Source organism: Paralcaligenes ginsengisoli (genome assembly GCF_054781135.1).
On the sequence record NZ_BAAGUZ010000040.1, the window covers coordinates 1 to 14,191 of the forward strand.

The following is a 14,191-nucleotide window of genomic DNA, read 5'->3' on the forward strand; positions in this document are numbered from 1 at the left end:
CTACACAGCACCGCCCACCCTGCGGCGTCTTTATAGAACTACCGCCCAAAGTACAAAGTGCAAAGCAATAAGCTAAAACCTGAACGAACGGCTCAAAAAAAATCGACTGAAACGCGTCCAGCACCGTAAACACCTAAACCAAAAATACTCTAACTAAAGGCGTTCGGCAGCAGAAACATAAACGCGGCGACCAGCGTGGGAACCAGCGCCGAGCACAATAGCTTCAAAGGTGAAATAGCGCCATCCGGAAAGTAATTCTTGAGAATCGAAAAACCCGCGGGATTGGGTGCGTTGGCGATTACGGTCAAACCGCCGCCGGTCACGGCGCCGGCCACCAGCATATAGCGCCATAGATCGCTCGTGCCGTCGACCAGGGAACCCAGATAGGTCAGCGCCGCGTTATCGGTAATCGCCGTCAAGGCTGTCGCCCCCCAGTACAGGACCACAGGCTCGAGACCTGCCAGCAAGTCCTGCAGCCACCACTTCTGCAAGCCGCCCAACACCACCAGGCCAGCCAGGAAAAAGCCCACCATCAGGCCTTCTTTAATCATCAAAGGATTCTGGTGGCGCTTGTAGGCTTCGGTATAGCCGATAAAGAACAACAGGAGCCCCATGAAAATAGTGGGGTGATGGGCGCCCAGCACAATGCCCAGCAGAAACAATAAATGAACCGCCATGACGGCCAGGGGCACATCGGGCCGCGCCTTCCCGGCCGCAGCGTCGACCACATCCGCACTACCGCTCGCAGCCTCGTTCGCCGCATGATCCCCCTCGATCAGGTATTTGCGGAATATCAGCGTAAGGACACCGGCATTGATAATGACCGCGCTGGCCGCGCGCCAGCCAAAATGCGTCGCCATGTGCGCGGCATCCCAGCCAAAGGTATGCGCCACCATCAGCACCGGAGGAGCCGCGTACGAGGTCAGGACCCCGCCTATCGACACATTCACAAACAATACACCCAGCGTCAGGTACTTGAACCCGGTATGCCTGGACCGCTTGAAATAGCCATCGCGCAACAGCAAGGCCGCCAGAGTCATGGCGGCCGGTTCAGTAATGAATGAACCGGACAGGGGCACCAGCGACAGGGTTACGAAAAAAGTGGCCAGCTCGGCACGCACCGGCAGGATTCTGGCCACGCCACGCACCACAACACCCACCAAATCAAGAATGGGACGACTGGCAGCCACCACCATGATTGCGAATACAAACGCAGGCTCGGTGAAGTTGCGTGTATCCATGTAGTGGACGGTATGATCGACGCCCGCCATCAATGCCATGATCACGAGCACAATAAACGCCCATACTCCGAATACCGCCTCGACTTCGGACAGCAAATGCCACAGACCGGCGTGGCGGCTGCCACGATGCGCCATTCGCGCAAAGATCGGCACGGAGAACGTATGGATGATGGCGATCGCAAACAAGATGGTTGCAACAAGCTCGATCGGATTTGGCATTACTGATAAACCTTATGGAGGGGACAGCGCAAAGCCGTACTGGCGCGGGCTGGCACACATATTGTGTATGTTTTTGGCCAGAGAAGGTTTGCGATCCGGCAAGGTACGCGGACCACATGTACAAGCATCGCGGGGCCAGAGCGAATTGTCGCACGAACATTCAGAAAATTGTCAGCCTGTCCCGCCGAACCCTTCAATTCGCGGCCAGAATAAACTGCGCGCCCTTCTCGGCAATCATGATGGTCGGCGAGTTGGTGTTGCCCGAGGTAATGGTAGGCATGATCGATGCATCGATCACACGCAGATTCTGCACGCCCAGCACGCGCAGTTCAGGGTCGACCACCGCCAGGGGATCAACGCCCATCTTGCACGTGCCCACCGGGTGAAAAATCGTGGTGCCGATCTCGCCGGCGGCCGCTTCCAGCTCGGCCTGCGTAGACATCGCCGCGCCAGGCTTGTATTCCTGCGGCTGATATTTGGCCAGCGCGGGCTGCGCCACGATCTTGCGCGTCAGGCGTATGCTGTCGGCGGCAATGCGGCGATCTTCTTCGGTTTGCAGATAATTGCACAGGATGGCGGGAGCATCGGCGGCATCCGGCGAGGTAATTTGCACATGCCCGCGGCTGGTAGGACGCAGATTGGCAACCGACGCCGTAATGGCCGGAAAGTCATGCAAGTCGTCGCCGAACTTTTCCAGCGACAAAGGCTGCACGTGATATTCGAGATTGGCACGGCTTTGATCGGGGCCGGATCGGGCAAACGCCCCCAACTGCGATGGCGCCATGGACAGGGGTCCGCTTTTTTGCAATGCATACTGCAGGCCTATCTTGGCCTTGCCCCACCATGACGACACCATGGTATTCAGCGTCTTGGCGTTTTGCACCTTGTAGATCAGGCGCAACTGCAAGTGATCCTGCAGGTTCTGGCCCACTCCCGGCGAGTCATGCACCACCGGGATTCCCAGCGATTGCAGCAAAGGCCCCGGCCCGACCCCCGATACCTGCAGCAGTTGAACCGACCCGATCGAGCCCGCCGACAGGATTACCTCGGCGCGGGCACGGGCGAAACGCTTTTCGCCGTCATGCAGGAAGCTGATGCCGTCGGCCCGGCGTTCGGCAAAGACAATGCGCTGGGCCTCGGCGCCGGTCAGCACGGTCAAATTCGGGCGGTTGGCGATGGGATGCAGAAATGCCTTGGCTGCGGTCCAACGAACACCGCGCCGCTGGTTGACCTCGAAATAAGCGCAGCCTTCGTTGTCGCCGCGATTGAAATCATCGATGGCCGGAATGTCGGCTTGCGCCGCCGCCTGGCGGAACGCGTCGAGCACCTCCCAGGACAGGCGCTGGCGCTCGACGCGCCACGTGCCGGAAGCGCCATGAAACTCGCTGGTGCCGGCGTGGTGGTCTTCAACCCGCTTGAAAACCGGCAAAACATCTTCCCAGCCCCAGCCCGCGTTGCCCAGCGCCGCCCAGCCGTCGTAATCGGCCGCCTGCCCGCGCATGTAGACCATGCCATTGATGGACGAGCTGCCACCCAGTACTCGTCCGCGCGGGTAACCCAGAGTGCGGTTATTGATGCCCGGGTCGGGCTGCGTGCGGTAGCACCAGTCGGTGCGCGGATTGCCGATGCAATACAGGTAGCCGACCGGGATATGGATCCAGCGCCAGTTGTCGCGGCCGCCGGCCTCGAGCAGCAAGACCTTGTGCGCCGGATTCGCCGACAAGCGATTGGCCACCAGGCAGCCTGCGGATCCGGCGCCCACAATAATGTAATCAAACTCCAGATTTGTAGTTTGTGGTGCCTGAGCCACCATGACCGCGTCTCCTTGCAGTTTTCTTGTGCAGGCCATGTGCCGGCCCGGCTTATGAAATGCGATGTGCCTGTAAGGTATAACTGTAGCGCAAGCCTGCGGGCGCTACCTGACATCCAGCCGAAAGCGAACCATGCCGGGAGCGGCATGAATGCATGACCGATCCGCGTCAGGCTCGCAGGGAAGCCCTTACGGATTCGTGGAGGAGCCCCTTGCGGGCTCTCGCATATCGGCGCCGACAATGTCCACGGGATAGGCGCCGTCGACGACGGTGGCGGTATGGGCGCCGTGATGCTGGTTGAGCAGTTCGATCAGTTTGGCGGTGGCCGGCGTCAGGGATCCGTGCGGGTAGGTAAGACCCAATTTGCGCACCATGGTGGTTTCTTTCAACTTGACCTCTTTGAGCATGCCGCGAGTCTTGGGGTGCTCCAGCGTGAGCCTCGACAGGAAACACAACAGGTCCGTACTGCCTATGACGTCGTGAATCGAGGGCAGCGAATTGGTCTCGATATGAGCGCTGGGCCGTTCAAGCTTGTGCGCCAGGAAAACATTGTCCAGCCACCTCCTGCTGCCGACAAAGGTGGTGGGCAGTATCCATTGATAGTCCAGCAGATTGGGCAATTTCACACGTCCCGATCTGAAAATCGGGTGGTCCCTGCGCGCCGCCACCACCACCGTATCGTCAATGAAGGCCTGATGCCTGAATTCGTCATCGTCGGTGACCACCCCCACAATCAGGTCGAGCCGGTCGAGCTTGATCTGCTCTTTCAGGAAATAATTGGTGTTGATCATGATTTCCAGCGAAACCTGCGGAGCATGTCGCAGCACCAGGTTGCAGATGATGGGCAGCAGATAATCGGCCGTAATCGGCCCGCAGCCCACCCGCACCTTGCCTACCGAGCCGGCAATGAATTCCTTCATATCGCTTAGATAGCGGTCGCTGGCCTCGCAGATTTTCGAGGCCCGGATATAAAACTCCCTGCCCACCGCGGTCAGCTCCAGGCCCCTGCCCTTGCGCTCGAAAAGCGCCGCCCCTATTTCACTTTCCAGCCGGTGTATGCATTTGGTCAGGGCGGGCTGGCTGCGGCACAGCACATCGGCGGCCTTGCCCAAGTGCCCCAATTCGGCAATCGTCTCGAAGTAGCGAAGATCGCGAATTTCGATGTTCAATTCATAACCCATGGCAATTGATTCATCACAATTATCGAATAGACGTTTATATCAGTAATTGGATTTAATGGCCACCACGGTCCTCTTGCCTACATGAATCCAAATAATGTCCCACACCATTTTTATTACCGCGCGCACTCTTAGCCCAGAGGGCTTGGCCATCCTGGACCGGGAAGGCTGCAGGACCCTGTTTCTGGAAGGAGACGGCTCGCCCGCGGAAGTCGAACGCATTCTGCGCAGCGAAAAGGTCGACGGCGTCATTTCCCGGACCGTTGCGCTGACGCGCGAAGCGATTGCGTCATGCGACACCCTGAAGGTGGTCTCGAAACACGGAGTCGGCGTCAATAATATCGATGTGGCCAGCTGCACGGAACGGCAAATACCGGTTTTTTCGACGCCGGGGGCCAATGCCCAATCGGTCGCCGAAATGGCCGTGGGCCTGATGCTCAGCGCGGCGCGATCCATCCCTCATATGGACAGCGAAATCAAGGCGGGCCAGTGGCCGCGCCGGCAAAACGGGCTGGAACTGAAAGGCCGGACGGTGGGGCTGATAGGCTACGGGCAAATCGGCCGGATTGTGGCGCGTATTTGCCAGGCGATCGGCATGCGCGTATGCGCGTACGACCCTTATGCCAAGGCCGCCGACATGCAAGATGGCGTGGAACTGACGGCAAGCCTGGACGATCTGCTGGCCCGCGCCCAGATACTGAGCCTGCACGTTCCCCTGACCCAGGCTACGCAAGGCCTGATCGGCAAGGATCAACTGGCCCTGTTGCCCGAACAGGCTATTGTCGTGAACACGGCGCGCGGCGAAGTCGTCGATGAAATCGCCCTGATCGAGGCATTACGCAGTAAAAAGCTATTTGCCGCGGGACTGGATACCACGGCGGTGGAGCCCACGCCCGCCGACAGCCCCTTGCGGCAGATGAGCAATGTCGTGCTGACCCCGCACGTGGGTGGATCGACGCCGGCCGCCCTGGCCGCCATGGCGGTGGGCGCGGTGAACAACGCGCTGGGCTACCTGAAGCGCAATGAAATCACGGCAGCCAGCGTCGTGAACTACAGCAGCCTGAACCTCCAACACAAAGGAACGTAAATGCCCGAAGCAAGCCCTCCCGAAGCCGGCCAATGGCCGACCGGTTATCGTATTAATGAAATGCCTGCGCTCTTGAGCGACAGCCTGATTGCGTCGTTTGCCGATATTCCGGTGGCCGTTGCCGGCGATTGCATGGGGCGCATCATTGGTGCGCAAGGCTTGCGCGCCTATCACAACGATGTGCATCGAATCATGTGCGGCCGGGCGCTGACCGTGCGTGTGCGGCCAGGCGACAACCTGATGATACACAAGGCCTTCATGATGTCCCGGCCCGGCGACATTATTGTGATCGATGGCGGCGGCGATGTGTCGCAGGCTCTGGTCGGCGGGCTGATGCGAACCACGGCCCTGACCAAAAAGATAGGCGGCTTTGTCCTGGACGCCGCGATTCGCGATCTGGCCGAATGGGCCGACGGCAAGATGCCGGTATTCGCCAAAGGCCACACGCATCGCGGCCCCAGCAAGGACGGCCCGGGACAAATCAATATTCCCGTGGCCTGCGCGGGCATGGTCGTGCACGCAGGCGACCTGATATTGGGCGATGCCGATGGAGTGATCTGCATTCCGGCCGATGAAGTACAAGCCTTGCTGCCGCGCGTGCGTGCGCACCTGGAAAAAGAAGCGGCCATCCGCCTTTCCAACGAAAAAGGAAGCTCGGACCCAGAGCGGTTCGATGCCGTCTTGCGGGCCAAGGGCCTGCCTATTTAAGCCCGGTCGGGCGATTCATCCAGAACCCGCTGGATATTTTTATTCATAAAAAATCGAGGAGATTTCATGATTCAAACACGCACATTCCTGGCTGCCGCGTCGATGCTGGCCAGCATCCTGGTCGCGGCGCCCGGAGCCCACGCCGAAGCCTACCCCAGCCAGCCCATCAAGCTGGTGGTACCGTTCCCTCCCGGCGGCGGCACGGACACCATGGCCCGATTCCTGGGCACCGCCTTGTCGAAAAAATACGGCTGGGACGTGATTGTCGAGAATCGTCCGGGTGCGGGCGGCACGGTGGGCATGGGCGCTCTGGCCCGGTCGGCGCCCAATGGCTACACCATGGCGCTGGGCCAAACGTCGAACCTGTCGATCAACCCCTACCTGTACAAGAAAATCTCCTACAACGTCGCCAAGGATTTCGCGCCGGTCGCCTCCGTGGCTTCGCAGCCCATGGTATTGGTGGTGCGGGCCGACAAGCCCTATAAATCGGTTGCCGAACTCATCAAGTACGCCAAAGCCAATCCGGGCAAGTTGACCATAGGCAACGCCGGCACTGGTACCGTGGGCGACATCACCGGCCGCTTCTTCGCCAAGGAAGCCGGCCTGGAAGTCCTGAACGTGCCCTACAAGGGCGCATCGCCGGCCATGACCGATTTGCTGGGAGGCCAGGTCGACGCTTTCTTCGCCTCGGCGCCCGCTGCGCTGCCTCAGTTGAAAAACGCCAACGTCAGGATGCTGGCGATCACCACGTTGCAGTCCATCCCCCAGTTCCCCAATGTCCCTCCCCTGGCGAACACGCTGCCCGGATTTGAATCGGCATCGCTCACAGGTATCCTGGTGCCCGCGGGAACGCCCAAAGAAGTCATCGAATTGCTCAATTCGCATATCAATGAAGTGCTGAAAGGGCAGACTCTGCGCGACAAGATCATGGACGAAGGCAATGTGGTGCTGGGCGGATCCGTCAATGAATTTGGCAAGACGATCGAAAAGGACTCGGCCAAATGGTCCAAGATCATCAAAGAAGCTCATCTGACCATTAACAACTAAGAAACCCGGGGCGGCCTGAACCCCGCCTCACTCTGCCGATTCGGCACGGACCCGCATGTCTTCATCATGACAAAACCATTAAAAAACATCCGGGTCCTGGACCTGACCAATGTCCTGGCGGGGCCTTTCTGCGGCCATCAACTGGCGTTGATGGGGGCTGATGTCATCAAGGTGGAAACGCCAGGCGCCGGCGACCTGGCGCGGCAACTGGGCGCCGACCCGGACCTGAACAACCGGCTCATGGGCCTTTCGTTCCTGGCGCAGAACGCCGGCAAGCGCTCCATTACCCTCAATCTGAAAAAAGCCGAAGGCAAGGAAATATTCCTGCGCCTGGTCAAGGACGCCGATGTGCTCATCGAGAATTTCAGGCCCGGGGTCATGGACCGCCTGGGGCTGGGCTTCAAGGTACTGCGCCAGCACCAGCCGCGACTGGTTTATTGCGCAATTTCAGGCTTCGGGCAGGATGGCCCTCTGAAAAACCTGCCGGCCTACGACCAGATCATTCAGGGCATGTCGGGAACGATGAGCATCACCGGAGGCCCCGACAACGCGCCGTACCGGGTCGGTTATCCGATGGCGGATACGATCGGCGGCCTGACTGCCGCATTCGCGGTGGCGGCGGCATTGGCCGATACGTCCCGCAGCGAGGCGCAATTCATCGATGTGTCGATGCTGGAATCGGTCATTGCCACGATGGGCTGGGCTGTGTCCAACTACCTGAATGCGGGGCAGGAGCCGCGGCCCATGGGCAACGAGAACATTACGGCCAGTCCGTCCGGAACCTTCAGGACGGGCGACGGCCTGCTGAATATTGCCGCGAACAAGCAGGAGCAATTCGAGGCATTGTGCGGGATTCTGGGCTGCGACGATCTGGCGGCGGACAGCCGTTTTGCGCTGAGAGAATCGCGCCTGCAGAATCGCCGGCTTTTGAAGGAACTGATTGAACAGGCCCTGGCCAGTCGACCGGCGACTGAATGGTGGCCTTTGCTGACGGCCGCCGGCATTCCGGCGGGGCCGGTCTACGAGGTCAAGGACGTGCTGGCGCACCCGCAAATAAGCGAGCGCGGCATGATTGCCAATTTCGAGAATGTGCCTGGCGTGGATCGCGATATCCGGATTGTGCGCAGCGGCATCAAGCTCGACAATAGAGCCCCGGCAGTCGATCTGCCCCCGCCTGTGCTGGGCCAGGACACTGAGCAGTTGCTTGAGCAGTTGGGCTATTCTCGCGAGGATATCGCCCGCTTCAACCAGGAAGGCATAGTATGACTACACAGACACCCGACGATGGGCAGGCCAGCAAGGATTGGTGGCGCACCGAAATCATCGATATGAAGCCCGGCAGCATCCGCTATCGCGGCTATGCGATCCAGGACTTGATCGGCAAAATCGGTTTTGCCGAAATGATCTGGCTGATGCTGCGCGGCGATTTGCCCAGCCGGGCGCAAGGCGCGCTGCTGGAGGCGGCCCTGGTGTCATCGGTGGATCATGGGCCGCAAGCCCCGAGCATTGCCATAGCGCGCATGGCGGTTACCTGCGGTGTAGGCCTGAACAATGCGATGGGCTCGGCCGTGAATGTGCTGGGCGATGTGCACGGCGGCGCGGGCGAGCAGGCGGTGGGCGTGTATCACGATATCGCGGCGCTTGTTGCCGAGGGCCAGGACGAGACCGCGGCGGTCCGGAAGGTGTTGGCGGACTTTACGGAGAACCACGGTAAATATATACCGGGCTTCGGACACCGCTTCCATCCTGTCGATCCGCGCGCGCCGCGATTGCTGGAGCTGGTGGACGAGGCCGCGGCGCAGGGCGAGGTGTCGGGGCGGTTCGCGGCGATTGCCAGGGCCGTGGAACGCGAGCTGTCGGCGCAAAAGGGCAAGCGGATTCCGATGAATATCGATGGCGCAAGCGCGGTTATCTATGCCGAGCTGGGTTTTCCGGCACCGCTGGCGCGGGGAATTTTCTGTCTGTCGCGCTCGGTTGGGATTCTGGCTCATGCGTGGGAGCAAAGCGGGCAAGGCGGCCGCAACAAGGGGCCGATTCCGCGACAGTATCTGCCCACGTACGAGGGTGTGGCGGCACGAGAGGTGCCCAAGCGGTGACTGCCGTGGTTTGGACTTCGCAGGGGCGGTCCTTGTAGCCGCCCCATGGCCACCCTTGGTGCTTGTTATTTAATTACCCATCAGGGTGCCACCCAGTGCAGCGATGATCATGAGCACACCCACCCAGATGTTGGCGCGAAAGAGCATGAAGTTGCGATCGGGACGGGCCAGGTCGAAGATACGTATTTGCCACGCGAAGTGCCCGGCGATGACGGCCAGGACCAGGTAGTAGCCCCAGGCCATGTGCAGGGCAATTCCGGCATACAGCCACAGCAGGACGGTAGCGATGTAAAAGCCGCTGATCCATTGCTTGCCCTTGTCCGCAAAACGCATGGCGGTGGAGTGCAGGCCCAGTTCCTTGTCGTCGCGCACGTCTACGTAGGCATAGATCGAGTCGTAGCCCACCTGCCACAACACCGCTCCCACCCACATGGCTATGGCAGCGATGGGCACGATGTTTTGCGTGTCGGACCAGGCCATCAGCATGCCCCAGTTGAATGCAATGCCCAGCACGACCTGCGGCCAATAGGTGAAGCGCTTGCACAAGGGGTACACCACAACGAAGGGCAAGAGCAAGACGGCCAGCCAGCGGCTGTAGGCATTGACGGCAAACAGCAGCAGCGCGCACACCAGCAATTGCCCGAGCAGAAAATAGAGGGCGTTTCGCAGGGTGAGCTGGCCGCTGGTCAGGGGCCGGAAGCGGGTGCGTTCGACTTTTTGGTCGATGTCGCGGTCGAAGATGTCGTTGATGGTGCAGCCTATGCCGCGCATCAGCAAGGCACCCAGGGAAAAAATGAACAGGCGCCAGAGCGTGGGCCAGCCATCGGCGGCTTGCACCAGCGCCGCCAGGCAGGGCAACAGGGTGAGCCAAGTGCCTACGGGGCGATCCAGGCGGCACAAGCGCGCATAGGGCCCCCACGACCGCGGCAACCAACGCTCGACCCAGTCGTCGGGCCGCATGTCGGACAGATCGGGAATGGCAGGCTCAGGCGTATTCACGGCTTGTCTTGTTTCAGATTGAGATCGTCATTCGGGCCCCGGCTTGCGGCCGGGGAAAGCGGAAATGAATTTTAACCCGGCTGACGAGAGTAAGAATACGCAAGCTGTTCGCCGTCTGACTCTCCGCCGTGTACCCGCCCGCCGCGACGGCACTGTGCTGTTATTCAGCTTTCTTTGATAAGCCGGCCCAGGATCGCAATGCCTTCGCGGATCTTTTCCTCGGATACGGTCACGAAGCTGAGCCGCAGCGTGTTGTTTTGCGCGTCGTCTCCGGTGTAGAACGGCGCGCCGGGCACGAACGCGACTTTTTCCTTGATCGCCCGCGCGAGCAATTCGCTGCTGTCGATATGCCCGGGCAGGGTGACCCAGATAAACATGCCGCCTTCAGGCCTGGTCCAGGCCGCAGTCGATGGGAAATCCGCCGCCATCGCATCCAGCATATAGCCGCATTGCTGCTTGTACAACTCGCGCACGGTGGGCAAATGGGTGGTCAGGAAACCGTCTTTCACGGCCTCATACACCGCCATTTGCGTAATCGACGCGGTATGCAGATCGGTGGCCTGCTTGATCTGCACCAGCTTGGAAATGATCTCTTTGGGCGCGGCAATATAGCCCAGGCGCAGGCCGGGCGCCAGCACCTTGGAAAACGTACCCAGGCGAATGACGGTGGCGCCCGCAGCGCGCCCCAGGCCCAGCAGGCCCGGCAGGGCTTCGCCGGCGTAACGCAAGTCGCCGTAGGGGTCGTCTTCGATAATCGGCAAGCCGACGGCTGCACAGCGTTCGACCAGCGCCTTGCGCCGCGCCAGGTTCAGGGTCAGGCCAGTCGGGTTCTGGAAATTGGGCAAGGCATAGATAAAGCGCCCGTCTTTCACGCGTTCGTCTGTCAGGCCTTCGGGAATCAGGCCACCGCCGTCGGTGGGTACGGACACATACTCGGGTTCGAACAGGGAAAACGACTGCAGCGCACCCAGGTAGCTGGGCGCCTCGACCAGTACTTTGCTGCCCGGGTCGATGAACAGCTTGCCCAGCATGTCCAGGGCCTGCTGCGAACCCGACACGATAAGGATTTCGTCGGGGGTAATATCCATGGCGCCTACGCGCTTCAGGTCTTCGGCCACCCAGGCGCGCAAAGGCGCATAACCTTCGGTAGGGCCGTATTGCAGGGCCGAACGGCCCAATTGGCTGAGGACGCGATCATACGCGGCGTTGATGACTTCTACCGGAAATCCTTTCGGAGCGGGCAAACCGCCGGCAAACGAGATGATTTCAGGCCGCTCGGTGATTTTGAGAATCTCGCGTATGGCTGAGCTTGTAAGGTTTTTCGCGCGCGATGAAAAAGTATAGGGTTGGGCAGACGACGTCATGATCCTGCGGATTTCCGGAAATAAACAAATAACTTTGTAGATTACTGCAAGTTTCAGGAAATTGCTGGTGGAATCAGGCTATGCGTAAATTCAGGCATACAGACTACTGTCGCACAGCCCCAGGGACCTGAGCCGTGCAACAGACAAGACATAAAGCTGATTCCCGACTCATTCCAACTGGATATGAGCCGCCTTGACCACATCGCCCCATTTTTTGATTTCCGAACTTAACAACTGGTCGAATTGCTCGGGTGTGCTGGCCACGACTTCGACTCCAAGATCACCAAATTGCTTTACAACTGCGGGAGTTCGCAGCACCTGAACCACGTCTTTATTCAGCTTGGCTATCACGTTCGCCGGGGTACCTGCCGGCGCCTGGAGACCAAACCATACATTTACCTCATAGCCGGGCACGCCGGACTCTGCTACGGTAGGCACATCGGGCAATAAAGGGGAACGCTTCAAGCCAGTGGTCGCTATTGCGCGAAACTTTCCAGCGCGGATTTGCGGCAAGACATTTGGCATGTTGTCGAAGAACACATCGATATCGCCGCTCAACAACGCCACTACCGCCGGAGAGCTGCCTTTGTAGGGTATATGAGTCATTTGAGTACCCGTCATGCTCATGAAGAGTTCCATGGACAGATGGTTCGATGAGCCCGTACCAGTAGATCCATAATTGACTTTTTTCGGATTCTTCTTGGCGTAGTCAACCAGGTCTTTTACTGTCTTTATCTTGGAGTCGCTGCGCACCACCAAAACATTTTGGGTGCTGGCAGCCCACACCACAGGGTCGAAATTTTTCAATGCATCATAGGGTAGTTTCTTGCCATATAAGCCCGGCAGGGACGAAAAAGGCAAAGGCGTCACCAACAATGTATAACCATCGGGCGCTGCCCTAGCCACGAACGAATTGCCAATAATGGTGTTGCCTCCTGGCCGGTTCTCTACCACGACAGACTCTTTCCAATCTGTCGTCAAATAATGACTTATTGTGCGGGCAAACGTGTCATTGAAGCCGCCTGGGGTATAGGGCACAACAATACGGACCTCTCTATCAGGGTATTTCTGTGCTGCTTCGCTAGGGACTCCTATAGCGCCGATCAGAAGCGCGCAAATCGTTATCAGTATTTTTTTAAAATTATTCATTTTTTATCTCCTCGACTCATTTAAGCTGAAAATCAGAATTTGACAACATAGCCCGGGCCATCGACCACCGGAAATTCCTTAAAGATTGCTTCGTCGACATTGACTCCAAGGCCCGGTCCTTCGGGCGGTTCCACGCACCCGTCCGCACCGATTTCAAATGTGGCCCCGAACATATCGCGGAAGGGATTGAACTTCGAGACGCAAGCCTCGAAGTAGCCCGCGTTCTCGGTGGCGGCAAGAAAATGTAGTGTGGCCGCATGGTTGAGCCCAGTGGCGGAGCTATGGGCGTTGACAGGTATCTGGAATGCGGAAGCCAGCGCCGCGATCCGGACGCCCTCGGTGATGCCACCCGTCTTGGAAAGATCTGGCTGCCAGATTTGAACCGCCCGCGCTTCAAGCATTTGCGCAAACTCGAAACGCATGAAATGGTTTTCGCCGGCGGCTATTGGAACTAGCGGAGTAATGCGCGCCGCCTCGCGATACGATGCAAAATCATTGCAGGCAAACGGCTCTTCCAGCCAGCCGGCCTTGATATCGGCCAGCACCGGCAACACTCGCCGGGCCTGGGCGATGGTGTATGCGGTATTGGCATCGGTAAGGATGTCGATATCATCGCCCAATGCCTTGCGCAGGTGGGTTATGCGATCAATGTCGTTTTTTACTGTGTCGCCGATGCGCAGCTTTACCGCCTTATAGCCCTTATCCAGGTAGCCGCGAGCCTCGTCGGCCAAGTCTTCGGGCGGCTGGTAACCCATCGAAATACCGCCAGCATAAGCAGGAATGCGGCGCTGCCCGCCACCCAATAATTTATATAGAGGCATATTGGCCGCCTTGCCGCGTATATCCCAGAGGGCCATGTCGATGCCGGAATAGGCCAAAGCGGCGCCGGCTCCCAGGCCGTGACTGGAGAACTGCATACGGTGCACCCGTTTCCAGGCCCCGATTACGTCGGTCGCGTCGTAGCCTACCAATAGCGGCGCAAGAGTGTTGTGTATAAGGCTGACTATGGCCCCCGGGCTACGCCCGGGATGCGATTCCCCGTATCCGGTGATTCCTTCCGAGGTTTCCACTCGGATAATGATCGCATCGCGCTTGAGCGTGCTTCCCACACCCATGGTTACTGTCTTGCCTTCAGGCAAACGGTACGACAATGGGATTGCCGTGATTTGCGTGATTTTCATTACACCCTCTCTTGGTTCATGTGGTGATGATCAGCATCCCGGCCTTGCTGGGCCGGGCGGGATGACACTCCGCTCATTTGTAAGCACGCCGGAGCCCATAATTTGTATGAT

General features: G+C 59.1%; 12 protein-coding genes. 5 read left to right on the top strand and 7 right to left on the bottom strand.

Annotated elements, in window-relative coordinates; genetic code table 11:
* Positions 1 to 149: 149 nt before the first annotated feature.
* The 3 genes from ACYVIS_RS18670 to ACYVIS_RS18680 form a co-directional block, all read right to left on the bottom strand.
* Positions 150 to 1,460: a putative Na+/H+ antiporter gene (locus ACYVIS_RS18670; RefSeq protein WP_460874720.1), complete on the bottom strand. Its 1,311-nt coding sequence runs from the start codon at positions 1,458 to 1,460 to the stop codon at positions 150 to 152.
* Positions 1,461 to 1,653: 193 nt separating this feature from the next.
* A complete protein-coding gene (locus tag ACYVIS_RS18675) occupies positions 1,654 to 3,273 on the bottom strand; it encodes a GMC family oxidoreductase (protein WP_232742103.1) in 1,620 nt (539 codons plus the stop codon).
* A 186-nt stretch (positions 3,274 to 3,459) separates the two neighbouring features.
* Complete coding sequence (locus ACYVIS_RS18680) at positions 3,460 to 4,452, bottom strand: LysR family transcriptional regulator (RefSeq protein WP_232742102.1); 993 nt, start codon at positions 4,450 to 4,452, stop codon at positions 3,460 to 3,462.
* 94 nt (positions 4,453 to 4,546) lie between these two features.
* On the opposite strand from ACYVIS_RS18680, the gene ACYVIS_RS18685 reads away from it, so the two are divergent.
* The 5 genes from ACYVIS_RS18685 to ACYVIS_RS18705 all read left to right on the top strand — a co-directional run bounded on the left by ACYVIS_RS18685 (position 4,547) and on the right by ACYVIS_RS18705 (position 9,387).
* Entirely contained in the window at positions 4,547 to 5,536 is a 990-nt protein-coding gene (locus tag ACYVIS_RS18685) for a hydroxyacid dehydrogenase (RefSeq protein ID WP_460874721.1), read from the top strand.
* On the top strand, positions 5,537 to 6,244 hold the full coding sequence (locus tag ACYVIS_RS18690; RefSeq protein WP_232742100.1) for an RraA family protein: 708 nt from the start codon (positions 5,537 to 5,539) through the stop codon (positions 6,242 to 6,244).
* Positions 6,245 to 6,310: 66 nt separating this feature from the next.
* Complete coding sequence (locus ACYVIS_RS18695) at positions 6,311 to 7,291, top strand: Bug family tripartite tricarboxylate transporter substrate binding protein (RefSeq protein WP_232742099.1); 981 nt, start codon at positions 6,311 to 6,313, stop codon at positions 7,289 to 7,291.
* A gap of 66 nt (positions 7,292 to 7,357) precedes the next feature.
* Positions 7,358 to 8,557 (top strand): CaiB/BaiF CoA transferase family protein, encoded by a 1,200-nt coding sequence (locus ACYVIS_RS18700; RefSeq protein WP_460874722.1) that lies wholly within the window; start codon positions 7,358 to 7,360, stop codon positions 8,555 to 8,557.
* Positions 8,554 to 9,387 (top strand): citryl-CoA lyase, encoded by an 834-nt coding sequence (locus tag ACYVIS_RS18705; protein ID WP_232742097.1) that lies wholly within the window; start codon positions 8,554 to 8,556, stop codon positions 9,385 to 9,387. Before ACYVIS_RS18700 ends, ACYVIS_RS18705 begins: the two co-directional genes overlap by 4 nt.
* Positions 9,388 to 9,456: 69 nt before the next feature.
* Here ACYVIS_RS18705 and ubiA read toward each other — a convergent pair whose 3' ends face one another.
* From ubiA to ACYVIS_RS18725, 4 genes are all read right to left on the bottom strand, one after another.
* On the bottom strand, positions 9,457 to 10,347 hold the full coding sequence (ubiA, locus tag ACYVIS_RS18710; protein ID WP_460874745.1) for a 4-hydroxybenzoate octaprenyltransferase: 891 nt from the start codon (positions 10,345 to 10,347) through the stop codon (positions 9,457 to 9,459).
* Positions 10,348 to 10,550: 203 nt separating this feature from the next.
* On the bottom strand, positions 10,551 to 11,750 hold the full coding sequence (locus ACYVIS_RS18715; RefSeq protein ID WP_460874723.1) for an aminotransferase-like domain-containing protein: 1,200 nt from the start codon (positions 11,748 to 11,750) through the stop codon (positions 10,551 to 10,553).
* Positions 11,751 to 11,918: 168 nt separating this feature from the next.
* Positions 11,919 to 12,899, bottom strand: a complete 981-nt coding sequence (locus ACYVIS_RS18720) for a Bug family tripartite tricarboxylate transporter substrate binding protein (protein WP_232742095.1) — start codon at positions 12,897 to 12,899, stop codon at positions 11,919 to 11,921.
* Positions 12,900 to 12,931: 32 nt separating this feature from the next.
* Positions 12,932 to 14,080 (bottom strand): mandelate racemase/muconate lactonizing enzyme family protein, encoded by a 1,149-nt coding sequence (locus ACYVIS_RS18725; protein WP_232742094.1) that lies wholly within the window; start codon positions 14,078 to 14,080, stop codon positions 12,932 to 12,934.
* Positions 14,081 to 14,191 lie beyond the last annotated feature (111 nt).

Bases quoted from the DNA above. Each gene is read 5' to 3' on its own strand.
- ACYVIS_RS18715 (WP_460874723.1), bottom strand. From the start codon at position 11,750: ATGACGTCGTCTGCCCAACCCTATACTTTTTCATCGCGCGCGAAAAAC.
- ubiA (WP_460874745.1), bottom strand. From the start codon at position 10,347: ATGCGGCCCGACGACTGGGTCGAGCGTTGGTTGCCGCGGTCGTGGGGG.
- ACYVIS_RS18690 (WP_232742100.1), top strand. From the start codon at position 5,537: ATGCCCGAAGCAAGCCCTCCCGAAGCCGGCCAATGGCCGACCGGTTAT.
- ACYVIS_RS18675 (WP_232742103.1), bottom strand. From the start codon at position 3,273: ATGGTGGCTCAGGCACCACAAACTACAAATCTGGAGTTTGATTACATT.
- ACYVIS_RS18680 (WP_232742102.1), bottom strand. From the start codon at position 4,452: ATGGGTTATGAATTGAACATCGAAATTCGCGATCTTCGCTACTTCGAG.
- ACYVIS_RS18695 (WP_232742099.1), top strand. From the start codon at position 6,311: ATGATTCAAACACGCACATTCCTGGCTGCCGCGTCGATGCTGGCCAGC.
- ACYVIS_RS18725 (WP_232742094.1), bottom strand. From the start codon at position 14,080: ATGAAAATCACGCAAATCACGGCAATCCCATTGTCGTACCGTTTGCCT.
- ACYVIS_RS18700 (WP_460874722.1), top strand. From the start codon at position 7,358: ATGACAAAACCATTAAAAAACATCCGGGTCCTGGACCTGACCAATGTC.
- ACYVIS_RS18705 (WP_232742097.1), top strand. From the start codon at position 8,554: ATGACTACACAGACACCCGACGATGGGCAGGCCAGCAAGGATTGGTGG.
- ACYVIS_RS18670 (WP_460874720.1), bottom strand. From the start codon at position 1,460: ATGCCAAATCCGATCGAGCTTGTTGCAACCATCTTGTTTGCGATCGCC.
- ACYVIS_RS18720 (WP_232742095.1), bottom strand. From the start codon at position 12,899: ATGAATAATTTTAAAAAAATACTGATAACGATTTGCGCGCTTCTGATC.
- ACYVIS_RS18685 (WP_460874721.1), top strand. From the start codon at position 4,547: ATGTCCCACACCATTTTTATTACCGCGCGCACTCTTAGCCCAGAGGGC.